The 22,625-nt window shown below is 67.9% G+C and carries 26 protein-coding genes and 1 tRNA gene; 12 read left to right on the top strand and 15 right to left on the bottom strand.

The window, feature by feature from the left end; genetic code table 11:
* From ABDK56_RS09610 to ABDK56_RS09585, 6 genes are all read left to right on the top strand, one after another.
* Entirely contained in the window at positions 1-897 is an 897-nt protein-coding gene (locus ABDK56_RS09610; RefSeq protein WP_349808145.1) for a phytanoyl-CoA dioxygenase family protein, read from the top strand.
* Positions 898-922: 25 nt separating this feature from the next.
* Positions 923-1,567 (top strand): GntR family transcriptional regulator, encoded by a 645-nt coding sequence (locus ABDK56_RS09605; RefSeq protein ID WP_349808040.1) that lies wholly within the window; start codon positions 923-925, stop codon positions 1,565-1,567.
* A 104-nt stretch (positions 1,568-1,671) separates the two neighbouring features.
* Entirely contained in the window at positions 1,672-1,800 is a 129-nt protein-coding gene (locus ABDK56_RS09600; RefSeq protein WP_349808039.1) for a hypothetical protein, read from the top strand.
* Between the two features lie 153 nt (positions 1,801-1,953).
* Positions 1,954-2,082, top strand: a complete 129-nt coding sequence (locus ABDK56_RS09595) for a hypothetical protein (protein WP_349808038.1) — start codon at positions 1,954-1,956, stop codon at positions 2,080-2,082.
* 44 nt (positions 2,083-2,126) lie between these two features.
* Positions 2,127-2,783, top strand: coding sequence for a lasso peptide biosynthesis B2 protein (locus tag ABDK56_RS09590; RefSeq protein ID WP_349808037.1), 657 nt, complete (start codon positions 2,127-2,129; stop codon positions 2,781-2,783).
* A complete protein-coding gene (locus ABDK56_RS09585) occupies positions 2,780-4,498 on the top strand; it encodes an asparagine synthase-related protein (RefSeq protein WP_349808036.1) in 1,719 nt (572 codons plus the stop codon). The genes ABDK56_RS09590 and ABDK56_RS09585 overlap by 4 nt, the downstream gene beginning before the upstream one ends.
* On the opposite strand, the gene ABDK56_RS09580 is transcribed toward ABDK56_RS09585, so the two are convergent.
* From ABDK56_RS09580 to ABDK56_RS09555, 6 genes are all read right to left on the bottom strand, one after another.
* Positions 4,484-6,484: an Atxe2 family lasso peptide isopeptidase gene (locus ABDK56_RS09580; RefSeq protein WP_349808035.1), complete on the bottom strand. Its 2,001-nt coding sequence runs from the start codon at positions 6,482-6,484 to the stop codon at positions 4,484-4,486. The genes ABDK56_RS09585 and ABDK56_RS09580 overlap by 15 nt on opposite strands.
* Positions 6,484-9,051 carry a TonB-dependent receptor domain-containing protein gene (locus ABDK56_RS09575; protein ID WP_349808034.1) on the bottom strand — a complete coding sequence of 856 codons (2,568 nt, stop codon included), beginning with the start codon at positions 9,049-9,051 and terminating at the stop codon, positions 6,484-6,486. The genes ABDK56_RS09580 and ABDK56_RS09575 overlap by 1 nt, the downstream gene beginning before the upstream one ends.
* A 65-nt stretch (positions 9,052-9,116) precedes the next feature.
* Positions 9,117-10,088 (bottom strand): FecR family protein, encoded by a 972-nt coding sequence (locus ABDK56_RS09570; protein WP_349808033.1) that lies wholly within the window; start codon positions 10,086-10,088, stop codon positions 9,117-9,119.
* Entirely contained in the window at positions 10,085-10,585 is a 501-nt protein-coding gene (locus ABDK56_RS09565) for an RNA polymerase sigma factor (RefSeq protein ID WP_349808032.1), read from the bottom strand. The genes ABDK56_RS09570 and ABDK56_RS09565 overlap by 4 nt, the downstream gene beginning before the upstream one ends.
* A gap of 297 nt (positions 10,586-10,882) precedes the next feature.
* Positions 10,883-12,058, bottom strand: coding sequence for a tyrosine-type recombinase/integrase (locus ABDK56_RS09560; protein WP_349808031.1), 1,176 nt, complete (start codon positions 12,056-12,058; stop codon positions 10,883-10,885).
* A 188-nt stretch (positions 12,059-12,246) separates the two neighbouring features.
* Positions 12,247-12,337: transfer RNA gene (locus tag ABDK56_RS09555), tRNA-Ser, on the bottom strand.
* 124 nt (positions 12,338-12,461) lie between these two features.
* Between ABDK56_RS09555 and ABDK56_RS09550 the strand changes: the two genes are divergently transcribed.
* From ABDK56_RS09550 to ABDK56_RS09540, 3 genes are read left to right on the top strand one after another with little or no spacing between them, the layout of a single operon-like run.
* The gene (locus tag ABDK56_RS09550; protein ID WP_349808030.1) at positions 12,462-12,863 is read left to right on the top strand and encodes a metallopeptidase family protein; all 402 of its coding nucleotides are present in this window, start codon (positions 12,462-12,464) and stop codon (positions 12,861-12,863) included.
* The gene (ccmA, locus tag ABDK56_RS09545; RefSeq protein WP_349808029.1) at positions 12,860-13,411 is read left to right on the top strand and encodes a heme ABC exporter ATP-binding protein CcmA; all 552 of its coding nucleotides are present in this window, start codon (positions 12,860-12,862) and stop codon (positions 13,409-13,411) included. The genes ABDK56_RS09550 and ccmA overlap by 4 nt, the downstream gene beginning before the upstream one ends.
* A complete protein-coding gene (locus ABDK56_RS09540; RefSeq protein WP_349808028.1) occupies positions 13,408-14,046 on the top strand; it encodes a heme exporter protein CcmB in 639 nt (212 codons plus the stop codon). Before ccmA ends, ABDK56_RS09540 begins: the two co-directional genes overlap by 4 nt.
* Here the strand turns inward: ABDK56_RS09540 and ABDK56_RS09535 are convergent.
* Genes ABDK56_RS09535 through ABDK56_RS09500 form a run of 8 tightly spaced genes read right to left on the bottom strand, consistent with a single transcriptional unit; the run spans position 14,043 to position 19,645 of the window.
* Positions 14,043-14,915 carry a class I SAM-dependent methyltransferase gene (locus tag ABDK56_RS09535; protein WP_349808027.1) on the bottom strand — a complete coding sequence of 291 codons (873 nt, stop codon included), beginning with the start codon at positions 14,913-14,915 and terminating at the stop codon, positions 14,043-14,045. The genes ABDK56_RS09540 and ABDK56_RS09535 overlap by 4 nt on opposite strands.
* 10 nt (positions 14,916-14,925) lie before the next feature.
* Positions 14,926-16,155, bottom strand: a complete 1,230-nt coding sequence (locus ABDK56_RS09530) for a M16 family metallopeptidase (RefSeq protein WP_349808026.1) — start codon at positions 16,153-16,155, stop codon at positions 14,926-14,928.
* Positions 16,152-16,763: an SURF1 family protein gene (locus ABDK56_RS09525; protein ID WP_349808025.1), complete on the bottom strand. Its 612-nt coding sequence runs from the start codon at positions 16,761-16,763 to the stop codon at positions 16,152-16,154. The genes ABDK56_RS09530 and ABDK56_RS09525 overlap by 4 nt, the downstream gene beginning before the upstream one ends.
* A complete protein-coding gene (locus ABDK56_RS09520) occupies positions 16,760-17,125 on the bottom strand; it encodes a DUF983 domain-containing protein (RefSeq protein WP_349808024.1) in 366 nt (121 codons plus the stop codon). Before ABDK56_RS09520 ends, ABDK56_RS09525 begins: the two co-directional genes overlap by 4 nt.
* Complete coding sequence (locus ABDK56_RS09515; protein ID WP_349808023.1) at positions 17,122-17,997, bottom strand: cytochrome c oxidase subunit 3; 876 nt, start codon at positions 17,995-17,997, stop codon at positions 17,122-17,124. The genes ABDK56_RS09520 and ABDK56_RS09515 overlap by 4 nt, the downstream gene beginning before the upstream one ends.
* A gap of 54 nt (positions 17,998-18,051) precedes the next feature.
* Positions 18,052-18,603 carry a cytochrome c oxidase assembly protein gene (locus ABDK56_RS09510; RefSeq protein ID WP_349808022.1) on the bottom strand — a complete coding sequence of 184 codons (552 nt, stop codon included), beginning with the start codon at positions 18,601-18,603 and terminating at the stop codon, positions 18,052-18,054.
* The gene (locus tag ABDK56_RS09505; RefSeq protein ID WP_349808021.1) at positions 18,600-18,734 is read right to left on the bottom strand and encodes a cytochrome c oxidase system small membrane protein; all 135 of its coding nucleotides are present in this window, start codon (positions 18,732-18,734) and stop codon (positions 18,600-18,602) included. Before ABDK56_RS09505 ends, ABDK56_RS09510 begins: the two co-directional genes overlap by 4 nt.
* Positions 18,734-19,645: a heme o synthase gene (locus ABDK56_RS09500; protein WP_349808020.1), complete on the bottom strand. Its 912-nt coding sequence runs from the start codon at positions 19,643-19,645 to the stop codon at positions 18,734-18,736. The genes ABDK56_RS09505 and ABDK56_RS09500 overlap by 1 nt, the downstream gene beginning before the upstream one ends.
* Before the next feature lie 53 nt (positions 19,646-19,698).
* Between ABDK56_RS09500 and ABDK56_RS09495 the strand changes: the two genes are divergently transcribed.
* The 3 genes from ABDK56_RS09495 to ABDK56_RS09485 all read left to right on the top strand — a co-directional run bounded on the left by ABDK56_RS09495 (position 19,699) and on the right by ABDK56_RS09485 (position 21,984).
* On the top strand, positions 19,699-20,301 hold the full coding sequence (locus ABDK56_RS09495; protein ID WP_349808019.1) for a peptidylprolyl isomerase: 603 nt from the start codon (positions 19,699-19,701) through the stop codon (positions 20,299-20,301).
* 90 nt (positions 20,302-20,391) lie between these two features.
* Positions 20,392-21,264 carry a hypothetical protein gene (locus ABDK56_RS09490; RefSeq protein WP_349808018.1) on the top strand — a complete coding sequence of 291 codons (873 nt, stop codon included), beginning with the start codon at positions 20,392-20,394 and terminating at the stop codon, positions 21,262-21,264.
* A 309-nt stretch (positions 21,265-21,573) separates the two neighbouring features.
* Positions 21,574-21,984, top strand: a complete 411-nt coding sequence (locus tag ABDK56_RS09485) for an RcnB family protein (protein WP_349808017.1) — start codon at positions 21,574-21,576, stop codon at positions 21,982-21,984.
* 104 nt (positions 21,985-22,088) lie between these two features.
* Here ABDK56_RS09485 and ABDK56_RS09480 read toward each other — a convergent pair whose 3' ends face one another.
* Complete coding sequence (locus ABDK56_RS09480) at positions 22,089-22,457, bottom strand: T6SS immunity protein Tdi1 domain-containing protein (protein WP_349808016.1); 369 nt, start codon at positions 22,455-22,457, stop codon at positions 22,089-22,091.
* Between the last annotated feature and the right edge of the window lie 168 nt (positions 22,458-22,625).

Raw genomic sequence — 22,625 nt, 5'->3', positions numbered from 1 at the left:
ATGGCCCATCGCGCCGCTTCTCGATCGGCACCGGTCCCGGCGCCGCCGCCCGCTGCCTTCAGCACGCTCGAGCGCGACGGCTTCGCCGTCCTCACCCGGGCTCTGCCGCCCGAGCACCTTCGCCGGCTGGCCGGCGACCTCGAACCCCACTTCGAGCGAGCGCCGTTTTGCGAAGGGGGCTTTTACGGCGGCAGGACCAAGCGCTTCGGCCGCCTATTGGTCCGCTCGAATCATAGTGACGACCTGGTCCGGCATCCGGGCATCCTCGATCTTGCCGAGCGGGTTCTTGGTCCCTGGTGCGACCGGATCCAACTCAATCTCACCCAGGCGATCGCCATTCATCCGGGCGCGCCTGCGCAGCTTCCGCACCGCGACCAGGACATGTGGCGCGGCGTCGTCGGCGAGGTCGAATATCTGCTCAACGTGATCTGGCCGCTGACGCCCTTCAGGGCCAAGAACGGCGCGACGCTGGTCTGGCCTGCCAGTCACGGCCCGCGAGCGCTCGACGCCGAGCCGCGGGAGGGCCCGGTCGCGATCGAGCTCGATCCGGGCGATGCGCTCGTCTTTCTCGGCTCGACCCTTCACGGCGCCGGCGCCAATCGCACGCAGGGCGAGCGCCGCGGGATCATCATCAGCTACTGCCTCGGATGGCTCAAGCCCTATGAAAATCAGTGGCTGGCTTACCCGCCCGAGGTCGCCCGCAGCTTCCCGAAGCCGCTCAGCGAACTTGTCGGTTACACCCAGCACCGGCCGAACCTCGGCAATTTCGAGGGTCAGTGCCCTTCGGTCCTGTTCGACGACGGTCCCGACGTCCCCCGTGCGGCGATCGACGCGCTCCGCCCCGATCAGCAGCGGCTCCTCAACGACTATCTTCTCGCCCAGGAGCAAGGCGAGTGACGCGGATGGCGGCGGTCGGCGAGCGATGGTGATTTCGGGCGGAACGTTCGAGCGGGTGCTCATCGGCCTTCGCGCCCGCATCGAGGCGGGCGTCTATGCACTCGGCGATCCGCTCGAGCCCGCGCATCTCGCGCACGAGCTCGCCGCCAGCATCACGCCGGTGCGCGATGCGCTCCATCGCCTGGTCGGGGAACGCCTCGTCGAGACCGCGCCCGCCGGTGGCTTCCGCTTTCCCTTGATGACCGAAGTCGGCCTGAGGCATCTTTACGACTGGCGCTATCGCCTGCTTGTCATGGCCCTGACCGACAAAGCGAAGGGACAGGCCAGCCCGGCGCTAACGGTCGACGCGGATGCCGGAACCTACGTCAGGGGGCCGGACCTCTTCGCGGCGATCGCCCGGCTCGCCGCCAATCCCGAGTGCGGCGCCGCCCTCGCGAATGTCGGCGCGCGGCTCGAGAATGTCCGCCTCCGGGAGGAAGAACTGTTGGGCGCGCGGTCCGTGGCCAGCGAAGTGACGACCCTCGCCACCTGGATGGCGGCGAGCGAGTGGGGCGCACTGCGGCGCGGGCTTCGCGCATATCATCGCCGCCGCCTCCGCATCGTCGGCGACCTGATCGCGACGCTTCATCGACCGAGGGAGAGCGAACCAAGCCCGGAGATCGGCCGCTGAAGAAAACAACACGCCGGTCACTTGCTTATAAGCTTCGTACCCGGCGACGGTCTTCCTAGCCTTCGCGCCGCGCGGCGTGGTGCCGCGCGAGAAGGAGGACGATGATGAAGAAGACAATCCCGCAGCCCGTAGGGCCGGCCCTCGGTCGGGCCAGCCGAATCACCCGCGGCGCCAACGGCCATATGCTCGAGGCGAGCGGCCTGTGGGGCATGACCGGGCTCAACCGCGACTGACCAGGCATCGGCGACGCCGAGCGCACCGCCGTGCTCGGCGTCGTCGATGCAAACAATCGGATTATGGCCATCTTATAGAATAGGTATCTTCTCCCAGCCTCCATAGCCTTCATCGTGCTGCATCCCCGCAGCGAACAGCCAGGAGGCAGGAAGATGACCAAGACGAACTATCGCCGGGACCGGCGGACCCTCGGCCGCGCCAGCGACGTGACCCGGGGCGGACCGATCGGGACGCTCGAGGTCGCGGGCTTCGAGCAGAAGTACGGCATCGCTCGCGACTGACGACGAGGAGCGCGCCCCGGAGTTTCCGGGGCGCGCATCGTGTGATGAACCGCTACAGCCTCCTGCCCCACCTCAGCTATGCGATCGTCGACGACACCGCGATCTTTCTCGATTTGCAAGCCGATCGCTATTTCGAGCTCGATCAGCGGCTTTTTGCCGATCTCGTTGAATTCGACGCCGCCGCCGGGATGCCGCGCGACGAGGCCGCCCGGCGGCTTCTCGAGGCCGGATTGATCCGGGCCGGGATCGGGCAAACCGGGGCGACGGAGATCCGGGTTCGCCTGCCCAGTGTGTCCGGCGGGCAAGGGGAAGCCGCACCGCCGCGAGGGTCGCTGCTTGGATCGCTCGAAGTTGCCCTGCTGGTCGCAGCGGCGATCGTACGGCTCCGTCTTGGCGGCTTGGCCGCCATTCTCGATCGGTTCACCGCGGTGCGGGCCGGCAGCGATCCGGTGCTCGTCGCGGCGTTCGCCCAGCAGTTCGACCTTTATCGCCGTCGGGTCCCGATCCCGCGGCGATGCCTTCCCGATTCGATCGCCCTCGCGTGGTTCCTGCGGCGGCGTTCGCTGACCTCGACGCTCGTGATCGGCGTGACGACATTGCCCTTCGCCGCACACTGCTGGATCCAGGACCTGGACCAGGTTCTCAACGACGATGCCGACATGGTCGCGGGCTTCGCGCCGATCCTGGCCCGCTCGGTATGAGCTTCGCGGTCGGCTTCGGCTCGACACGTCATCTGGACGCACTGACGGCCGACTGGATCGGCCGGCTGGCGCCGCTTGAATGGAAAGTCCATCGCGGCGAGGGCATGATCGTCGCCGTCGGTCCCGGCGAGACCCTGATCTGGTCGCCCGATCGGCGCGCCGTCGCGGTCGGACTGATTGTCGAAGCGAGGACCTGCCGACCCCCCGCCGGGCTGGCGCCCCTGCCGGACGAAGCGAAGATTGCCGACTTCGTCGGGAACCATTGGGGTCGCTATATTCTGGCCTGCGCTTCGCCCGACGATTGTTGGCTGTTTCGCGATCCCTCGGGCGGCCAGCCCGCGCACCATATCCGGCACGCAGACCGGCATTTCATCGTCCCGGACATCCGGACAGCGGATCTGCTCGGTCTCGATCCGGGGCCGGTCGATCACGCGTTCCTCGGACAGTGGCTTACCTATCCTTTCCTGCGCACGGCGAGAACCGGTTATGCCGGAGCGGCCGAAATCCTCCCCGGCGATGTCCTGTGCCAGTCGGCCGACGGCTGGCGGACGAAGGCGCTCTGGAAGCCACACCGCTTTGTCGGTCCGGCTGATCGGGTCCTCGACTTCGATGAGGCGGCTAGAGCGCTCGGCGCGCTCCTCGAGACCGTCATCCCGATCATGGTCGGAAACGCGCCCTCACCTGTCGTTCAGCTGTCGGGCGGCCTCGACAGCGCGATCGTTCTCGCGGCGATGGGCAAGCCCGGTCGGTCGACGGTAGCCCTAACTTACCACGGGCCCAGCGCCGACAGCGACGAGCGGCGCTTTGCGCGGCTCTCCGCGAGCGCGGCGCACGCCGGTCTTCACGACTTCGAGATCCCGGCCTCGTCGCCGATCGCGGGCCCGATCGGTCCGCGGTCATTTCGGCCGCTTCCCAATGCTGCGCTTCGTCCCCTGTTCGGCGCGCTCGACCGGCACGTGCGCGGGCTGGAGGGCAGCGCGCTGGTTGACGGGGCGGGCGGTGATAATCTGTTCTGCTTTCTCACCACTGCTGCACCGGCGGTCGACGCGTATCGATGCCGGGGAATGAGCCAGGGTTGCCGCACCCTCGACGATCTGTCCGTGCTCACCGGTTCGACCCTCTGGACCGCGCTGCTCGCCGCGATCCGCAAGCAGGCTCGGGCGCGGGCCCGGCCGCGCTGGAAACGCGATGACCGCTTCTTGAAGCCCGAGGCCGTGCCGACGGTCCCCGATCGGCACCCCTGGCTTGAAGTTCCCGAGGCCATCCTGCCTGGAAAGCGCGAGCATATCGAGGCGCTGGTGAGCATCCAGCATTTCCTCGATCGCGGCCAACCCCTCTTGACGGTGCCGATGCGCCACCCCCTTTTGGCGCAACCGCTCCTCGAATTCTGCCTCGCCGTCCCGACCTGGCTGTGGTGCCGGGGCGGACGCGACCGCGCCGTCGCCCGCGCCGCGATGCGCGCGCGTCTACCGCCCGAGATCGAGGGGCGCCGCACCAAAGGCCGTCTCGAGAGCCTGTTTCGACGAGCCTATCGCATCCAGCGGCCGGCGCTTCGCGACATGCTTCTCGGCGGAGAGCTTGCCGCGCGGGGGTTGATCGATGAGGTGGCGATCATGACCTATCTGCTCCAGTCCGAAGACCCCGCCGACGACGGCTACATCCGCCTGCTCGAAATGGCGGCGCTCGAGGAATGGCTCCGATCAGCCGGGAGGTAACGGGTCGGCCCCGCGCGACGTCAGGGCGGTCCAGCGCCGTGCGGCGCCGGGGTCGACGAGATCGGTCGCGCCCGTCAGCCAGAAGCGAAACCAGTCGAGGTTGCGCTGCATCGCCTGCCGCTGGTGCGCGGGCTCGACCTTGATATGCCCCTCATCGGGAAAAGCATAGGCTTCGCTCGCGACGGCCGAACGGCTCAGCCGGGCGAGCAGCTCCGGGACCTCGCGGGCCTCCTGCTCGGGCATCTGGAGCAACAGCGGCGCGCGGATCCGGTCGATCGATCCGACCGGCGACGCCGCCGCCCATTGCGCGGACGACGTGCCCGGCGGACCAAGTCCCCAAACTTGCTTGAGCAGGCCGGGCTGGTCACGTCCCCGGCCCGCGTTCAGCCAATAATAGGCGGGCTCGATCTGGGGCGAGGTGATCGAGGCCGCGCTGATCAGCCGGGTGTGTGTCAGCATCCACATGGTGACCTCGCTCCCGAAGCTGAAGCCACCCATGCCGACACGGTGCGGATCGATCGCGCCTTCCGCGTCGAGGCGTTCGATCAGCGCCCTGATACCGGCCTCGGCGGTCCGATAGCCGGCAAGCGCGTCCTGCGGTCCGTGGTCGCGGGCCGCGTTGATGCAGGCCACCACGATCCCGGACTCGACCAGGGGCGCCGACGGCCATTCGCCGCCTTCGCCGCCCTTCAGCCATCCCGCGCAACGATAATAGGTCAGGAACAGGGGATATCGCCTCGCCGGCCCCGGCGGGGTCAGCAGAACGCCCGTAAAGGTCGCCGCTCCAGCGTGCCATTCGAGACGACGAACAACGGGCACCGAAGCGGCCTCAACCGAGTGAGGCGCGACGACCGTGCGCCAATGCCCGTCCTTGATCGAGAGCGAGACGAGCCGGGGTGGATTGACCGGGCCCGCGGCAATGCAGAGCAGATAGGCGCGGGCGATCGCGCACGGCAGGTCCGCTCCGTAACCACCCCCGGACAGCGTGCCGTCGTATCCGGCGATCGGTCGCGGCCTCTCCTCGTTCGCCGTCCACTCGAAAATTCGATCGCGCTTGTGAAGATCGCGGACCGCGATGATCAGCCCGCCGCCCGATCGCCACGCGGCCCAGGCGATGATCCCCGCGGGCATCCAGACGCGCTCCCCACCCGCGCGCGTGACGCGGAGCACCGATCGCTCGCCGCCGTTCGACACCGTTGCGATCGCGCCGTCGGCGGCCTTGAGTGTAAATCCGTCAGGCGGCTGGACGGGCCCGGTCGCCGGTGGCGGGACCGGCTCGCGACCGAGCAATCGATCGTGACCGGTCGCGAGGTCAAGCCGGTGGCGCTCTCTGGGTTCGGAGCCGAGCAGGCCGCCGCGCTTGAACCAGCGGCCCACGAGGCGCTGGGCACCGAGCCGGCCGTCAACCCATCCGCCGCGGAGCAGCGACTGGGCAAGATCGACGGTTCGGTCGATCCGGATCCCCTCGCGGCCCTCAGCCTGCTCGGCCGCGACAATATCGGCGCGGGCGGGTCCCGTGATAAAGGTGACGCCGTCGCGGTCGACCCCGAGCAGTCGTTCGATATTGCCTCGAGGGACAAAGAGCGGCCGTGCGCGACACCCTCGCGCCCCGCTTCGCCACAAGCCGATCGCGCCTCCCTTGAGCGCCCGGTAGTCAAAGTGCGAGGAATCGGGCGCCCACAGCGCGTCGCCGGGCGCAACGAGGCCCGGATCGGTGTAGATCGCCGCCCCGCCATCGCCCGCGAATGACACCGCGCCGCTCGCCGGATCGACGATCAGCCATCTCAAATGATAGAGATTCCTGCCGACATCGGCGGTTTCCGTCCGCACCGCCGCCTTGCGCCCGTCGGGCGAGACGACGAGTCCGCTGAATGCAGGTTGCTCGACAAGGTCGCGAACCGTTGTCGCGCCCACCGCGCCCTGGCCGGCGGCCGCAAGCCAAGGCGCGGCCCACAGGCAAACACCAGATCGCCAGACGCGCGCCATCACCAGCTTTGACGCAGCTGCAAAGAGACGAAGCGGCCGCGTCCGCTGGCGTTGACCGGGTCGTAGCCGAGACCGCGCGTCGAGCCGGGATCGTTGGCAAGGTGGGGCGGCGCCTGGTCGAAGAGATTATCGGCAAACAGGCTCATGCTGGTCCCGGCGAGCGGGCCGCTGTGCGGTGCATAGGTTATGCCTGCATCGACCGTCGTGAAGGAAGCGACCGGGACGACCACCAGACGGCGGTCGTCGCGATACCCGTCTGCATGATGGACCGTGACACTTCCCGACCAGGCCGCGCGCCGCCATTGCATCCCCGCGTTGAAACGCCAGTCGAGCGGCTGATATGGGGTATCGAGCAGCGACTGAATCGGAGTGGTCGCGGTCAGGCGGCTGTCGAACCGCAGGACATGATTGGCATTGATCTCGGCACCAAGGTCGTATCCGGCAAGCTTGAAGTCGTAATGAAGGAGGAGGTCGAGGCCGCTTGTCCGGGTCCGGGCACTGTTGTTGTAGCGGACGTCGACGATCGTGCGCACATCGCCGGGTCCGGCGCCGCCGTTGGTGAACCCCGGCCCTGAAAAATCGAGGATCTGCGACGCGCCGTTGACGATGCCCGTAACGATGTCGGCAGACGGGTTGCGGGTCACCAGCGATTCAAGCGCCGGATTGCCGACGATCACGATCTGGTTGGTCGGCAGGACGATCCGGTTGCTGAAGTCGACCCGATAATAGTTGAGGCTGGCCGTCAGGCCGGGAAGCGAGGGCGGCGTCCATTGCGTACCGAGCGTCCAGCTCTTCGAACGCTCGGGTTGGATTTTGGGATTGCTGCCGGTCAGCACCAGCGCAGCGCCGCCCGATGGCGCGCCCGCCGGATTTGTATAGACCAGGCTGACCGGGAAATAATAGGCGATGTAAAAGCCCGATGTCTCCGATTGCAGCGGCGCCCGGAACGACGTCGCGTAGGACGAACGGAAGGCCAGCCCGTCGACCGGCGACCAGAGGAGTCCTAGCTTGGGATCGAGGGTCGATTTGAACCCGTCATATTTCTCGTAGCGAATGGCGCCGGTCAGCAGCAGGCGCTCCACTCCAGGGACGCGGTTCGTGCGCGACACCAGAGGCACATCGACTTCCCCGAACAAGGAGCGGACCCAACGGACATTCCGGCGCGACACCGCCGAACTGACGCTGGTCTCAAACACGTCGACATAGGATTCGCGCCGCAGCTGCGCGCCGATTGCCGTCTTGACCGGCCCACCCGGCAGGTTGAGCAGGGTGCCATCCAGCTTCAGGCTGCTCTCGAACAGCCGATTGGTCGTGTCGATGTGATTGAAGAGACCGATCCCTTCACTGATCGCGCGCTCGCGATTGCGTGAAACAAACAGCTGACCGGCAAGGTCGAGCCGCCAGCTTCCACCAAAGGCGTAAGTCAGATCGGCGCTTGCGCCCGTCGAACGCGCGGCGGCGTGCGCGGTGGTCGGGATCGAGCTTTGGAAGAAGAATCGATCGGTATCCCGGCGCGCGTAAGTTCCGGTAAGCTCGAGGGTCAGACCAGGTGCAAGCGATTGATGGACGATCCCGAGTAAACTGTGCCGCACTTCGTCGGGCGTTACGGACACGTCCGGCTGAAGTCCGGAGGTATAATCCCGTTCGCCTGCCTTGATCGGGAAATCCTTGCGATATTCGTAGCTGAGCAGGACCCGGCCGCTTGACCAGTGCGTGCCGCCGGTCAGTGACCCGAGCAGCGAACTGCCCCCGCCGGCGGTGGTGGTTCCCGCCTGGAAGGTCGTTTCCAGTCCGTCGAACCGATCCTTCAGGATGAAGTTGACGACGCCGCCGACCGCGTCCGAGCCGTAGATCGCCGAGGCCCCGTCGGTCAGGATTTCGACGCGCTGCAAAGCGCTGACCGGGATCATCGATACATCGACGAAGGAGCCGACGCCGCTCGGTGCGAGCCGCCGTCCGTCGAGGAGTACGAGGGTCGCACGCTGTCCGAGGCCGCGCAGATTGAGTCCCGCGCCATGTTCGGTGATATCGGTGCCTGCGCCCGAAGCGTTGAAATTTTCCTGCCCGACGCCTGCCTGCGAATTCTGCGGAAGATCGCGAAGCAGGCGCTCGACGGACGTCGCCCCGCTTCGATCAATTGCGTCGCGGCCGATCGTGATGACAGGGGATGTCGGCGGTGCGCCGCGAACCAGCGACCCGGTCACGACGATCGCCTGATCCTCGCTCGCCGCCTTGTTCCGGTCCGCGGCGCGGGCTTGGTCCCGGCGGATGACGAAATCTCCGCCGACGCTGACGACCTCCAGGCCGGATCCGGCGAGGAGGCCTTGAACAGCCTGGATCGGCGTCTGCGTTGCGTGAAGGGCAGGCGCCGTTCGACCCGCCAGGAGATCAGCGGGGGCGATGAGGTTGATTCCGGACTGGGTGGCGATCGTCCGCAGTGCCTGGTCCAGCGGCTGCGCCGCGAGGTCAAAGCGCCGCTGCGCCGGCAAGGATCGCGCCCCGGCGGGTACCGGCGGCATCATGGCGAGCGCGGCGGCAGCCAAGAGGAACATGGACGTTTTCGACATTGCATCTCTCCCCCGGGCAGGACCGTCTCGAGGTCCGCCCGGGGAATTGACGCGCGGGGCGGGGATTACCCCCCGTTTTTCTTTTGGCCCCGCCCAGTCTTAGGGTCGAGGCGGATCCGGCCATCTGAATAGACCGCGGCGAGATCGAAGGCGGCCGCCACCCCGGCCGCGAGGCCGCGCGTGTCGCCTGCGCGGTAGCGCCCGGTGATCCGCAGCTTGGCCAGGGCGGGATCGCCAAGTTCGATCGGGGTTTCCGCATAGCGGTTGGCGCGATCGAGGACCGACCCGAGCAGCTCGTTTCGAAAATCCAGATAGCCGTCCGGCCAATCGGGATCGGAGACTACGTTGCCGCCTTCGGCTGAAACGCCGGGCGGGATTTGCAACGCGGCATTCGGGCCCAACGCCCGACGAACCGAGCCGAGGGTCATGACCACCGCGCCGGCGCCGGTCTGCAGCAGATAGGCGCGGCCGTTGGTCGACAGGTCGATCGTTCCGGCCCCTGCCAATTCGATGGTCTCGCCGACATCAAGCGTCAGCGGGCGCTGCTCGGCAACCCAGGCGATCCGGGCACGCCCGCGATCAAGCCGGATGCGCCGATCCCGTCGGTCGATGCTGATCCTTGCGGCCGATTGGCTGTCGAGCGTCAGGCTTGAGCCGTCGGCCAGCTTCACGGTCCGGATTTCCCCTCTCCCGGTCGCCACGGTCAGATCCTGCGCTCGGCCGGTGCTCACGAACGGCGGGGCAACACCGACCAGCAAGCAGCCGCCGATCGCCAGAATGAGCGCAAAGCCTGTCGCCCAGGCGAGGCGATGAGGCATCGGCGCGACCCGGGGCAATGACGGCGAGGGCAGGCGGACACCGGCGGAAGCCTGCCAGAGTGATGCCATTCGCGCGAAGGCTGCGGCATTTGCCGGGTCGCGGGCCCGCCATTCGTCGAAACGCGCCCGATCCTCCTCGGTCGAGGGTCCTTGGAGGCGCGCAAACCACCTCGCCGCTTGGCGACGAACGCGCTCGTCCTTGGAAAAGGGATTGATCATGCGCCTCCGCGCCCGAGGCAACGATCGAGGTGCAATAAGGCTTTGGCCATCTGCTTCTCGACTCCCTTGATGCTCAACCCGTGGCGTTCGCCGATCTCGGCATAGCTCAATCCCTCGACCCGGTGAGCCAGGAAAATCTGTCGCGTTTTGGGCTTGAGCCGCAGCAGTGCGGCCTCGACGCGACGGAGCATGTCTCTCGCTTCGATCTGGCCAAGGATGTCGACACTCGTGGGCCGGCTCTCGGCGAGAGATTCCGAGATTTCCCGATCGCGGCGTTCGGTCCTGATGCCGCTGACCTCCTCGTTCGCGACCATTCGCTGGAGATAGGCCGCAGGGCTGTCCATGGGCTCATGTCGAAGCCGCACGATGAAGCGTGCGAACACACTGTGAAGGCGGTCGGCGGCGTCCTGGCGGCTCGTCGCCGAACGAGCAAACGAGCGCGTGAGTCCGGCGCTCCGCGTCCGATAAAGCTGCTCGACGATCCGCTCGCCGTCCACCCGCCTGCGCTCCTTTTTCGAGAGGCGGTTCCGGCATCGAGCCGGGTGTTGAGAACATGCTTGGACATGCGCCGATGCCTTTAACCGCGAGAGCAGTCTGGACATTCGCATCGGCCACCCGGGCACTGAACTATTGCCGGTCGCAAGCGAGGTTCTCACGCCTCGGCGCCCTGACGAGCGCGGGTCGAAGTCTAAGTCCAAACTTTCGATGCGCAAGAGGTCGATTATTGGAAACTATCATTCCGGGACCAGCAATTGCTCAGCCGATAGGACGTGCGCTTCACACCGATACTGCGATCAACCTTCTGCCGACTTGACGATGAAATCGCTCCAGTCTTCCATCAATTGGCGACGCTTGGCTAGCGCACTTCCGCGGCGATAGGCTCGCTCGGCAGCGTTTCCGACCTGATGAGCCAAGGCATGCTCGATCAGCTCGCGAGGATGCTGGGTCTCGTCTCCGGCCCAATCGCGGAAGGTAGACCTGAACCCGTGGACCGTCGCATCCTCGCAGCCCATTCGGCGAAGCAGCATCTCCATGCTCATGTTGCTTAGACACTTTCCGGTGCGGCCAGGGAAAACAGGGCTTTCGGCCCTCGATCCATGCAGCGCCATGGCGTCGAGTACGGCGATGGCAGATCTTGTCAGAGGAACCTGATGCTCGGTACCTGCTTTCATTCGTTCCGCCGGAACCGTCCACACCCTCGCCTCTCGATCAATTTCCCGCCAGCTCATTTGAATGACCTCGCTCGTTCGCGCAGCAGTGTGGATCAGAAATTCGAGCGCCCGCGCCGCGGTGCTGACGCGCGACTTCAGGCCGATAACGAAATCGCCAATCTGTGTGTGGGGCATCGCCGGATGGTGCCTTATCCCCGCACCCCGTGTCCGACCCGGCAGAACAAGCTGGAGGTGGCCACGCCAACGTGCAGGATTTTCACCCTTGCGAAAACCCTTGACCTTGGCCGCGTCGAACACGCGCTCCATCCGGGCCCGCACGCGCGAAGCTGTCTCCGGCTTATCGCTCCAGATCGGCCGGAGGACCGACAGCACGTCGCTGGTGTCGAGTTCGTGGACGGGTCGGCTCCACATGCTTGAGCAATAGGTTTCGAGCGTCGATCGCCACTGCGCCCGATGCTTCGGATTCTTCCAACCCAATTCGAGATCGGCCATGAGGGCCGCAGCAACGTCACCGAATGATTTTCCGTTTTCTCGCACCGCTGGTGCCAAGGGGTCGAGGCCGTCGGCAAGCAGTTTGCGGGCGCAATCGCGGCGGTCACGAGCCTCTTGCAGGGTGACGTCTTTGGCCGAACCAAGCCCCTTCTCGCGCCTCTTTCCTTTCCACTGATAGATAAAAAGCCAGGAACGGCTCCCCGCTGCTTTGACGTTCAAGTAGAGTCCGCCGCCATCGGCGTAGAGCCCCGGGCTCTTTCGGCCGGCTACGGATTTCGTCGTCAGTCGATTGATCGTTCGAGGCACTTTGACCTCTCCAGCTGCGCAGTTAACGTTGGTCTTTTAGGGACAGTCTGGTCAACCCTAAAATTGTCCCTAAAAACGGGTGGTGGAAGGCAGCGGCCAAGTTGGGACGGCCATGGACGTTTTGCTAATTTTTTTCCCGGTTTCCACATGTTTTTATGAACATCAATGGATGCAGCTGGATATGGGGTTGGCGGAGCGGGAGGGATTCGAACCCTCGATACGGTTTTGCCGTATACTCACTTTCCAGGCGAGCGCCTTCGACCACTCGGCCACCGCTCCGCAACCTTCCCGGCCGTCGCCGCCCGAAAGCGGCATCGACCGGGCGCATCCGATGAATGCGCCTGGAACCTGCGCGCTGTAGGGCGGGTGGCGAAATGGCACAAGCTTGCCTAAGCCAGCGGCGATGACGCGCCGGTTCGACACCCCGCCTTCCGCCGACGAGATCGAGGCGATCGCGCGCGCCGCCATGGCCGCGCTGCCCGAGCCGTTCGCCCGGCACCTCGGCGCGGTCGTGCTCCAGGTCGAGGAAGAGGCCGAGCCCGAGCTGCTTTCCGAACTCGGCATCGATCACCCGCTCGACCTCACCGGCGTCTACGAAGGCGTGCCGATCGGCGAGCGCTCGGTCGAGACGAGCGGCACGCTGCCCGACCGGATCCGCCTGTTCCGCGCCGCGATCCTCGACGAGTGGGTTACCGACGGCGAGCCGTTCGAACATCTCGTCCGGCACATCCTGATTCACGAGGTCGGCCATCACTTCGGGCTTAGTGACGCAGCGATGCACGCGCTCGAGGAGGAAGGGGAATGAGCCTCCTCACGCTCGACCGGGTCAGCATCGTGCGCGGTGGTCGCCTGCTGGTCGAAGAGCTTTCGCTGGCGCTCGAGGCAGGCGGCGCGGTGCATCTCGCCGGGCCGAACGGCGTCGGCAAATCGAGCCTGATCCGCGCCATCGCCGGCCTGCTCCGTCCCGCGTCGGGGACGATCGAACGCGCGGACGCCGCGCTCGCCGACGACGCGCTCGCGCTCGACCGCGAGCTGCCGCTCGGCAAGGCGCTCGCCTTCTGGGGCGGGGCCGCCCTCGCGGAAGCGATCGAGGCGTTCGCGCTCGACGGGCTGGTCGAGGTGCCGGTGCGAATGCTGTCGACCGGGCAGGCCAAGCGCGCGAGGCTGGCGCGGGTGATGGCGAGCGGCGCGCCGCTGTGGCTGCTCGACGAGCCGCTCAACGGGCTCGACCGCGACGGCGGCGACCGGCTCGCAAGCGTCGTCGCCGGTCACCGCGCGCGTGGCGGCGCGGTGGTCGCCGCCAGCCATGTCGCGCTACCCGGGGCGTGGCGGACGGTGGAAATCGGCGGATGACCGGCGCGTTGGTCGCCCGCGAAGTGCGCCGCGCGATCGGCGGAGCGGCGTGGCTGCCGGTGCTGTTCTTCGTGCTGGTCGCCGCGTTGGTCCCGTTTGCGGTCGGCCCCGATGCGAAGCTGCTCGCGCGGATCGGCGGGGGCGCGCTGTGGATCGCCGCGCTGACCGCCGCGCTGCTCCCGATCGAGCGGCTGGTCGAACCCGACCGCGCCGACGGCACGCTCGACCAGCTGTCGCTTTACCGGGTCAGCGAGGAAGCGGTCGGGTTCGCCAAGATCGTCGGTCACTGGCTGACCTTCGGCCCGCTGCTGCTCGTCGCGGCGGTCCCGGGCAGCCTGCTCGTCGGGCTCGACGGCCCCGCGCTCGCGCGCGCGCTGGTCAGCCTCGCGATCGGCACCCCCGCGCTCGCCGCGCTCGCGGTCGCGGTCGCGGCGCTGACCAGCGGGCTGACCCGCGCCGGGGCGCTGGCGGGGCTGCTGATGCTCCCGCTCGCGGTGCCGCTGCTGATTTTCGGCGCAACCGTCGCGGGCGACGGCGGTGGCGGGGCGCTCAAGCTCGAAGCGGCGGTCGCGCTATTGATCGTCGCCGGGGCGCCGTTCGTGACCGGCGCCGCGATCCGCGCCGCGCGTAGCTAGTCGCGGCGCCAGCGCGCGAAGATCGCGGTCGGCAGCAACAGCCCGCGCGCTTCCTCGCGCACCGCCATCTCGCCGCACTCGACCGCCCCGCCCAGCCGCGCGGTCGCCTGCCGGAGCAGCTCGCCGATGCTGAGCGCGCTCATCCGCACCGCGTAGACGGTCAGCACGAGAAACCTCGATCGCTCGTCGAGCAGCGCGGCGCAATCGGCGACCAGCGGGGCCAGCCCTTCCTCGAGCCGCCACGTCTCGCCGTTCGGCCCGCGTCCGAACTTGGGCGGGTCGAGCAGGATGCCGTCGTAGCGCCGCGCCCGCCGCACCTCGCGCGCGGTGAACTTGGCGGCGTCCTCGACCAGCCAGCGGATCGGCCGCTCGGCCATCCCCGACAGCCCGGCATTTCGCCGCGCGCCCTCGACCGACTTTTTCGACGCATCGACATGGACCAGCCGAGCGCCCTTTTCGCTCAGCAGCAGCGAGCCGACCCCGGTGTAGCCGAACAGGTTGAGCACCTCGTCGTCGGGCCGCACCCGATCGCGCATCCAGTCCCACTGCGGCGCCATGTCGGGGAAGAAGCCGAGGTGGCGGAAGGGGGTCAGGCTGGCGTGGAACCGCACTCCGTCGCGCGCCAGCGGCCAGTCGGCGGGGACGGGGCGGTGATGAACCCAGCGCCCGCCGCCGTCCTCGTCACTGCCCGGCACGAAAGTCGCATCGGCGTCCCACGCGTCGTTCGCGGGCGCCCACATCGCCTGCGGCTCGGGCCGGATCACGCGGACCGCGCCGTAGCGCTCATATTTGCGCCCGGCGCCGCTGTCGATCAGGCCGAAATCGGCCCACGGCTCGGCGACGATGGTCTGAAGCTCGGCGAGCGACATCAGTAGCGCCTCATGCCGCCAGCGCCATTCCCGCGCCGATCGTCGCGGTCGCGCGCGGTCCCGCCAGCATCGCCGCGCCCGCCGCCCGCGCCGCCGCGACGTCGACCGCGCGCAATTCGCCCAGCATTTCGCCGGTGGTCATCACCCGCCCGAACACCTCGAGCGAGCGCGCCATCGCGTCGGCGCGGCCCTGCGGGGTCTCGAGCGCCATGACGATCCCCGCCTCGAGCTGCGCGCGCGCCCGCGCCAGCTCGGCCTCGCTCAGCGTCTCGGCGGCCGCCGCCAGCGTGTCGAGCGTCAGCGCGAACGCCTCGGCCGCGCGCGCCCGGTCGGCGGCGAGGTTGACCGCGAACAGCCCGGTCTCGGCGAAGCCCTGCGTCCAGGCATAGATCGAATAGGCCAGCCCGCGCTCCTCGCGTAGTTCCTGGAACAGGCGCGACGACATTCCGCCGCCGACTGCCTGTGCGAACAGCGACAGCGCGGGCGCTCCTGCCGATCCCGCCGCCAGACCGGGAAAGGCGATCGCCAGGTGCGCCTGCTCGGCGCGCTTGCGCTCGCGCCGCGTGCCGCCCGTGAAGCGCGCCGCCTCGACCGGCGGGGCGGGCCGGTCGGCAAGGTCGCCGAATAGCGCCTCGGCCTGACGGAGCACCGCGTCGGGATCGACTCGCCCCGCCGCCGACACGATCAGCCGCGACGGCGTGTACTGGTCGGCCAGCCACCCCGCGCAGTCGTCGCGGGTCGGCGCGACGATCGTCTCCGCCGTGCCGAGCACCGGCCGCCCGATCGGCTGGCCGTCGAACGCCGCCTCCATCAGCCGGTCGTGGATCAGGTCGTCGGGGGCATCGAGCGTCTCGCCCAGCTCGGACAGGATCACCTGCTTCTCGCGCTCAAGCTCGTCGGCATCGAGCGTCGGCGCGCGCACCAGCCCGGCGATCAGCTCGAGCGCCAGCGCGACGTCGGCGGGCAGCGTGCGCGCGTGGAACACCGTCTGGTCGCGCGCGGTCCACGCGTTGAGCGAGCCGCCGACGTCCTCGATCGCCTCGGCGATGGCGCGCGCGTCGCGTCCGCCCGCGCCCTTGAACACCATATGCTCGACGAGGTGCGCGAGCCCGCCCAGCCGCGCCTCCTCGGAGCGCGAGCCGACCGCCGCGTAGAGCCCGATCGCCGCGCTCTCGGCCCCCGCCATCGGGTCGACCGCGACCGTCAGCCCGTTGGCCAGCCGGGTGACCGCGGCGCTCACCGGCGCTCCCGCCACCGCTTGCGAAGCGCGAGCGCGTAGATGATCGCGGCGATCGCGGCGAAGGCGAACCATTGCACCGCATAGGCGAAGTGATTGTTGGGAATGACCGACAGGTCGGGCGCGGCATTGGGCGACAGCCCCGCAGCGGGCGGCGAGAGCACCAGCATCGGCACGGTCGCGCGCCTGGGCGAAAACAGGCTCTCGATCAGCGCGCGATGGTCGGGCGCCGGGGCGAGCGTCCCCGCCACCGGCCCGCCGTTCCACGCGACCTTCGCCTCGGGGTCGCGGGTGGTGCCGATCTGGACCAGCAGCCCCGGCCCTTCGGCCCCGGTCACGCAATGCGCGATCAGCCGAAAGCCCTGCGCCCCCGCGCCCTCGCGCTCGATCGCGGCGGGCTTGAGACACATGCCCGTCGCCCGCCGGAACAGCAGCGGCGCGGCATCGCCGATGACCGGCACGGTCACCGGCGGCTTGCCCGGGGCGGCGGCGTAGAGCGCGAGTTGCGCTTCCTTTTCCCTGAGCCGCCCAAGCTGCCAGAAGCCGAGCCCGATCATCGCCGCGACCGCGAGCGCGACGAGCGCGGTGGCGAGCGGGGGCACGCGCCTCACTTGCGCAGGCGCCCTTCGCCCGCGCGGTAGCGAAATTCCTGGAAGACGAGCGCGGCCTTGCCGATCCTGAGGCCGGCGAGCGTCAGCCCGATGCCCACCGGGATCCATAGGAGGTGCACCCACCACGGCGGCGCCGCGGCGGCGTCGAGCCACAGCGCGCCGACGGTGACGATCGCCCCCACGATCAGGATCAGGAAGGCGGCGGGCCCGTCACCGACGTTGAACACCGAGATGTCGAGCCCGCAGGCGCGGCACCGGCCGGCCAGCTTGACCCAGCCGGCGAACAGCGTCCGCGACCCGCACTGCGGGCACAGCCCGCGCAGGGCCGCCGCCGCCAGCGTCGGCGGCTCGGCCCCCGTCACGCGGCGATCTGCGCGCCCCAACCGCCCCACACATAGATGGCGACGAACAGGAACAGCCACACCACGTCGACGAAATGCCAGTACCAGGCCGCCGCCTCGAACCCGAAATGCTGCTTGGGCGTGAAATCGCCGCGCGCCGCGCGCAGGTAGCAGACGATCAGGAAGATCGTCCCGACGAGGACGTGGAAACCGTGGAAGCCGGTCGCCATGAAGAAGGTCGAGGTATAGACGTTGCCGCCGTTGACCGCCTTGAACGCGAACGGCGCGTGGAGATACTCATAGGCCTGGATGCTGCTGAACAGCAGGCCGAGCGCGATGGTGCACAGCAGCCCGGTCTTAAGCCCCTTGCGATCGCCGTGGATCAGCGCGTGGTGCGCCCAGGTCACGGTCGTGCCCGAACACAGCAGGATCAGCGTGTTGAGCAGCGGGAAGCCGAACGGGTCGAGCACCTTCATGCCCTTGGGCGGCCAGGTTTCGGCGGCATGGATCAGCGCCGGGTCGGTGACCCGCTGGGTCAGCCCGTTGACCAGCTCGATCGGACGCGGGAACAGCGAGGCGTCGAAATAGGCCCAGAACCAGGCGACGAAGAACATCACCTCGGACGCGATGAACAGGATCATCCCGTAGCGCAGGTGGAGCGAGACCACCGGCGTATGGTCGCCGGCATGGGCTTCATTGATCGTGTTGCCCCACCAGTTGATCATCGTGACCAGCACCATCGCCAGCCCGGCCGCGCCGATGATCCCGCCATAGCGGACCTCGTGCATCCACATCACCAGCCCGCCGAACATGAAAAAGGCGCTGAACGAGCCGATGATCGGCCACGGGTCGGGCGGAAGGATATGATAGTCGTGGTTCTTGGTCGCGGCCATGATCGGGTCCCTGAATCGCTTGGTCGTCGTGGAAAGAAACTGTGCCGGGCGGCTCTAGCTTGCCTTGGCGGCGGACGCCACCGGGTAAAATGTGTAGCTCAGGGTGATTTCCTTCACCTCGGGCGCCCCGTCGGGCTTCTCGATTCCCGGATCGACGAAGAAAATCACCGGCATCCGCTTCTTCTCGCGCGGGGCGAGCGTCTGCTCGTTGAAACAGAAGCACTGGATCTTGTTGAAATAGGCGCCCGACTGGTCGGGACTGACGTTATACGCCGCCTGCCCGGTGAGCGGCTTGTCCGACAGGTTCTCGGCGTCGTAGAAGATCGTCTTGCGCTCGCCGGGGCGGACCGTGACCGAGGTCTGCTCGGGCTCGAACCGCCACGGCAGCCGCTTGTCGGTATTGGCGTCGAACCGCACCGTCAGCAGATGCTCGCCCGCGACCGCGCCCGGCGCGACCTCGGCGCGGCGCGGGGTGCCGCCATAGCCGGTCGCCTGACAAAAGGCACGGTAGAGCGGCACGCTGGCGAAGGCGAGACCGAGCATCACCGCGACGAACAGCGTGGCCCGGCGCGCGACCCGCCGGTTCTTCGCCTCGAGCTCGTTCACGAATGGGTCGCCATCTTCACGATCGAGATCGCGAACACCAGCACGACGAACGCGCCGAGCAGCAGCGCGGTGATCATCGACCGGCTCTTCTGCCGGCGGCGGACCTCGGTTTCCCAGTCGGGGGTCGACATTACGGCAGCAGCTTCGCGTCGGCGACCAGCGCGCCGAACAGCACGAACAGGTAGAGGATCGAAAATGCGAACATCTGCTTTTCGGGCTTCATCCCGGCGGGCTCGGTCGCGCGGTTGGCGAGCACCCGCGCCGCGAGCAGCAGGAAGACCGCGCTCATCGCGCTGGCGGTCGCGCCGTAGATCCAGCCGGTCAGCCCGAGCGGCCACGGCGCCACCGCGACCGCCGCCATCGGCAGCGAATAGAGGAACGCCTGCCGCCGCGTCGCGGTGACCCCGGCGACGACCGGGAGCATCGGGATGCCGGCGGCGGCATAGTCCGAGCGGACGAACAGGCTGAGCGCCCAGAAATGCGGCGGGGTCCACAGGAAGATCAGCGCGAACAGCAGCAGCGGCAGCAGCGTGACGTTGCCCGTCGCCGCGGCCCAGCCGAGCAGCGGCGGGAACGCCCCCGCCGCCCCGCCGATGACGATGTTCTGCGCGGTCCGCGGCTTCAGCCACATGGTGTAGACGACGAGGTAGAACAGGATCGAGATCGCCAGGATCGCGGCGGCGAGCACGTTGGTGGCAAGCCCCATCAACACGACCGAGAAAACGCTGAGCCCGACCCCGAAATGGAGCGCGGTCTGCCGGTCGACCCGCCCGGCGGGAAGCGGGCGGCCCGCGGTGCGGCGCATCTTGGCGTCGAGCTCGGCCTCGTACCACATATTGAGCGCCCCCGCCCCGCCCGCGCCGAGCGCGATGCACAGCAGCGCGGTAAAGGCGAGCACCGGGTGGAGCGGCACCGGCGCAGCCAGCAGCCCGGCGGCGGCGGTATAAAGCACCAGCCGCATCACCTTGGGCTTGGTCAGCGCGAACAGGTCGCGCCACTCGGCCGGCAGCGGCCGCTCGTCGGGAATCGCCAGGGAGGTCATGGGCGCGCCTATAAGGGCTTGAAGCCAAGAGGAAAAGCCCGTCAGGTAGGGCGATGCTGACCCGACTCGCGCTCTTCGCCCTGCCGCTCGCCCTGCCCTTCGCCGCGATCGCCGCCGCCCCCTCCCCCGCCCCCGCCGATCCGGGCACCGTCAAGGTCGCGCTCGATACCGACAAGGGGCGTATCGTGCTCGCGCTCGACGCGGCGCACGCGCCCAAGACGACCGCCAATTTCCTCAAATATGTCGACGGCCACAAGCTCGACGGCGAAGGCTTCTACCGCGCGATGCCCTATGGCGATGGCGGCGGGCTGGTGCAGGGCGGGATCACCAGCGACGCGCGCAAGCTGCTTCCCCCGGTCGCTCACGAGCCATCGAGCGAGACCGGGATCAAGAATGTCGCGGGCTCGATCGCGATGGCGCGGCTCGAGCCGGGCAGCGCGCGGTCGGACTTTTTCATCGAGACGGTCGACATCCCCGGCTTCGACGCGAGCGCGACCGATCCCGGCTTCGCCGCCTTCGGCCATGTCGTCGAGGGGATGGACGTGGTGAAAGCGATCTTTTCGAGCCCGCGCTCGCCGACCAAGGGCGTCGGGGTGATGAAGGGCCAGATGCTCGACCCGCCGGTGCGCATATTGAAAGCGAGCCGCCTGCCCTGACCCGCCCGGCGCGCGGGCGGATCGAGGAAGCAGTTGAACTGACGCACAATGCGCGCCATCCTCGCGCCCGACCTTAGCGGGGGATCAGGCATGGCCGACGACAATGACATCACCAAGGACTGGCGCGCGACTCACGAGCAGAAGGGCGCGGCGACCCGGCTGCGGATCTTCGCCTTCCTCTGCTGGCTGGTGGCGATCGGGACCGAGATCTACGCGATCATCGCGCTCCGGCAGCACAAGTTCGACCATGGCAACCTCGGCCTGCTGATCGGCCTGTTGGTCGGGATCGCGGTGTTCGCGGTGGCGGGCAGCTTCCTGTGGAAGTCGGCGAACCGGCAGGACCCGGCGCGCGAGGCGGACAAGGCGCGCTTCTTCTTCCAGAACCAGCTTGGCGCGATCATGACCGTGCTGGCGTTCGTGCCGCTGGTGTTCCTGATCTACACCGACAAGGACATGGATCCCAAGAACAAGAAGATCGCCGGCGGCGTCGGCGCGGCGCTGGCGGTGCTGGCGACGGTGCTGGGGATCGACTTCAACCCGCCGTCGGTCGAGAAATACACCCAGGACATGAACCAGTGCGCGGCGCAGATCAAAGCCGGGCAGCCGACCACCGCCTGTTCGCCCGAGGTCGCGCAGCAGGCGCAGGACATCGCGCGCGATTCGAAGACGATCGCCGACGCGACCAAGGACGCGGCGCACCCCAACGGGGTCGACACCGTCTACTGGATCGCGCCCGAGGCGGGGCAGAAGAAGTCGTCCGACCCGCACGTCTTCCACCTCTGCCAGGGGGTCAGCCCGCTCAAGGGCAAGACGGTCAATTCGGGTAGCGTGACCCAGGCCTATGCCGAGAATGCGACCCGGATCACCAAGCAGATCCCGATGGAGCAGAAGCAGTGCGGAATCGGCGCGGCGGCAGCCGGGGCTCTAGGGGCGACCCCGGCGGCGGACGGCAACGCGGCTTAAGGTCGCAAAAGCCAGCGTCACCCCGGACATTTTTGTGACCTTAAGCGAGGGCGGCGTGGCGCCGCGCCTCGCGGCGGGGCGGGCGGCGCGCCGATCGCCCCAACGCGAATCCTACGCGGGTGGGCGAGCGTCCTGACGGTGGCACAGGCGGGGGGCTGTAGGACAGCGAAATCGCCAGTGCGCGACCTGTCTGCCGCCTGACCGCGCCGGTATCGCGCGGTTCAGGCGTAGTGCGATAGAAAATGCGTCATACCGGGGAATCACCCTGGCCGGGCATCGAGGGGCGCCCGGCAGAGAAGGAGTATGACCATGCGCAAATTCATCCTGTTCGCGGCGATGGCGGCGAGTGCCGTTCCGGGCACCGCGATGTCGCAGGACATGCGCCACGACCGCCAGGAAGTTCGCCACGACCGTCGCGAAATCCGCCAGGACCGGCGCGAGCTTCGACACGACCGTCGTGATCTGCGCGAAGACCGGCGCGATCATCGCCGGGTGGCCTATGTCGCCCCGTATCGCGGCTGGGCCTATCGCCCGGTGACGGTCGGCTACCAGTTGCGCCCGGCGTTCTACGGTTCGCGCTATCATGTGAGCGACTATGGCCGGTTCAACGTCCGCGCGCCGGCGCGCTGGCAGCGCTGGGTTCGCTACGGCGACGACCTGCTGCTGGTGAATGTGCGCACCGGACGCGTGCTGCAGGTGGTGCATTACCGCTATTGGTAAGCGCGGCGCCGCGTGAATGAGGAGAGGCCCCGTCGCAAGGCGGGGCCTCTTTTCGTTGGGGGAGTGTCGGCGTTGGGTGGAAAGCGGACGTTCGAGTTTGACACCTAATCGGTCACTTTGACTCGGACTGACGACCCGTCGGGCAGGCCGTTTAGCTGGCGATGAACGTCAGCCAATCCGACCATCTGTTCCCTTACGGAAACCACGAACATGTTGTCCGTGTCATACTTTCCCTCGGCAAAGACCGGCAGAATTGTAAAGCCGAAGCACTCCCCTTCATTTGGCTTCTTGCCCTCCGCATTGAGCCGCTCGACGAGCGGTGGCAGGAACCAATCGTCGACCAGTTCGGGTGACGACCTAACTAACTCGTCAAAATGCTCGCGGCTTTGGGCCACCTGCTCAACCAAGCCGGTCCCCGTATCAAGCCAATGGACCTTGCCGTCCGGCGTTTCCAGAAAGATGCCCGCGACCATCGAACAGACGATTGGCTCCCAAGGCTCCGGCATTAGCCAAACCCAAGCCCTGGCGGCTTCGCGCGCAACAGCGGGGTCCAACTGAAACGCAATGTCTCGCCAAGTCGCGCTCATCGGTAGAGGGTAAAGCTAATGGCCGAATGTCCGCAATGGGTCGTTGGCGGACAT

The sequence above is a fragment of the Sphingomonas sp. ASV193 genome (genome assembly GCF_040203355.1).
In the GTDB taxonomy this organism is placed as follows: Bacteria; Pseudomonadota; Alphaproteobacteria; order Sphingomonadales; family Sphingomonadaceae; genus Sphingomicrobium.
The sequence above is the reverse complement of the archived record's forward strand: the minus strand, read 5'-3'. Positions and strand labels throughout refer to the sequence as shown.

What these genes read in the sequence shown, in the direction of transcription:
- ABDK56_RS09605 (WP_349808040.1), top strand. Translation starts at nt 923, where the DNA reads ATGGTGATTTCGGGCGGAACGTTCGAGCGGGTGCTCATCGGCCTTCGC.
- ABDK56_RS09480 (WP_349808016.1), bottom strand. Translation starts at nt 22,457, where the DNA reads ATGGTCGCGGGCATCTTTCTGGAAACGCCGGACGGCAAGGTCCATTGG.
- ABDK56_RS09490 (WP_349808018.1), top strand. Translation starts at nt 20,392, where the DNA reads ATGGCCGACGACAATGACATCACCAAGGACTGGCGCGCGACTCACGAG.
- ABDK56_RS09575 (WP_349808034.1), bottom strand. Translation starts at nt 9,051, where the DNA reads ATGTCGAAAACGTCCATGTTCCTCTTGGCTGCCGCCGCGCTCGCCATG.
- ABDK56_RS09580 (WP_349808035.1), bottom strand. Translation starts at nt 6,484, where the DNA reads ATGGCGCGCGTCTGGCGATCTGGTGTTTGCCTGTGGGCCGCGCCTTGG.
- ABDK56_RS09590 (WP_349808037.1), top strand. Translation starts at nt 2,127, where the DNA reads ATGAACCGCTACAGCCTCCTGCCCCACCTCAGCTATGCGATCGTCGAC.
- ABDK56_RS09610 (WP_349808145.1), top strand. Translation starts at nt 1, where the DNA reads ATGGCCCATCGCGCCGCTTCTCGATCGGCACCGGTCCCGGCGCCGCCG.
- ABDK56_RS09495 (WP_349808019.1), top strand. Translation starts at nt 19,699, where the DNA reads ATGCTGACCCGACTCGCGCTCTTCGCCCTGCCGCTCGCCCTGCCCTTC.
- ABDK56_RS09500 (WP_349808020.1), bottom strand. Translation starts at nt 19,645, where the DNA reads ATGACCTCCCTGGCGATTCCCGACGAGCGGCCGCTGCCGGCCGAGTGG.
- ABDK56_RS09550 (WP_349808030.1), top strand. Translation starts at nt 12,462, where the DNA reads ATGACGCGCCGGTTCGACACCCCGCCTTCCGCCGACGAGATCGAGGCG.
- ABDK56_RS09600 (WP_349808039.1), top strand. Translation starts at nt 1,672, where the DNA reads ATGAAGAAGACAATCCCGCAGCCCGTAGGGCCGGCCCTCGGTCGGGCC.
- ccmA (WP_349808029.1), top strand. Translation starts at nt 12,860, where the DNA reads ATGAGCCTCCTCACGCTCGACCGGGTCAGCATCGTGCGCGGTGGTCGC.
- ABDK56_RS09505 (WP_349808021.1), bottom strand. Translation starts at nt 18,734, where the DNA reads ATGTCGACCCCCGACTGGGAAACCGAGGTCCGCCGCCGGCAGAAGAGC.
- ABDK56_RS09585 (WP_349808036.1), top strand. Translation starts at nt 2,780, where the DNA reads ATGAGCTTCGCGGTCGGCTTCGGCTCGACACGTCATCTGGACGCACTG.
- ABDK56_RS09570 (WP_349808033.1), bottom strand. Translation starts at nt 10,088, where the DNA reads ATGATCAATCCCTTTTCCAAGGACGAGCGCGTTCGTCGCCAAGCGGCG.
- ABDK56_RS09535 (WP_349808027.1), bottom strand. Translation starts at nt 14,915, where the DNA reads ATGTCGCTCGCCGAGCTTCAGACCATCGTCGCCGAGCCGTGGGCCGAT.
- ABDK56_RS09515 (WP_349808023.1), bottom strand. Translation starts at nt 17,997, where the DNA reads ATGGCCGCGACCAAGAACCACGACTATCATATCCTTCCGCCCGACCCG.
- ABDK56_RS09485 (WP_349808017.1), top strand. Translation starts at nt 21,574, where the DNA reads ATGCGCAAATTCATCCTGTTCGCGGCGATGGCGGCGAGTGCCGTTCCG.
- ABDK56_RS09595 (WP_349808038.1), top strand. Translation starts at nt 1,954, where the DNA reads ATGACCAAGACGAACTATCGCCGGGACCGGCGGACCCTCGGCCGCGCC.
- ABDK56_RS09540 (WP_349808028.1), top strand. Translation starts at nt 13,408, where the DNA reads ATGACCGGCGCGTTGGTCGCCCGCGAAGTGCGCCGCGCGATCGGCGGA.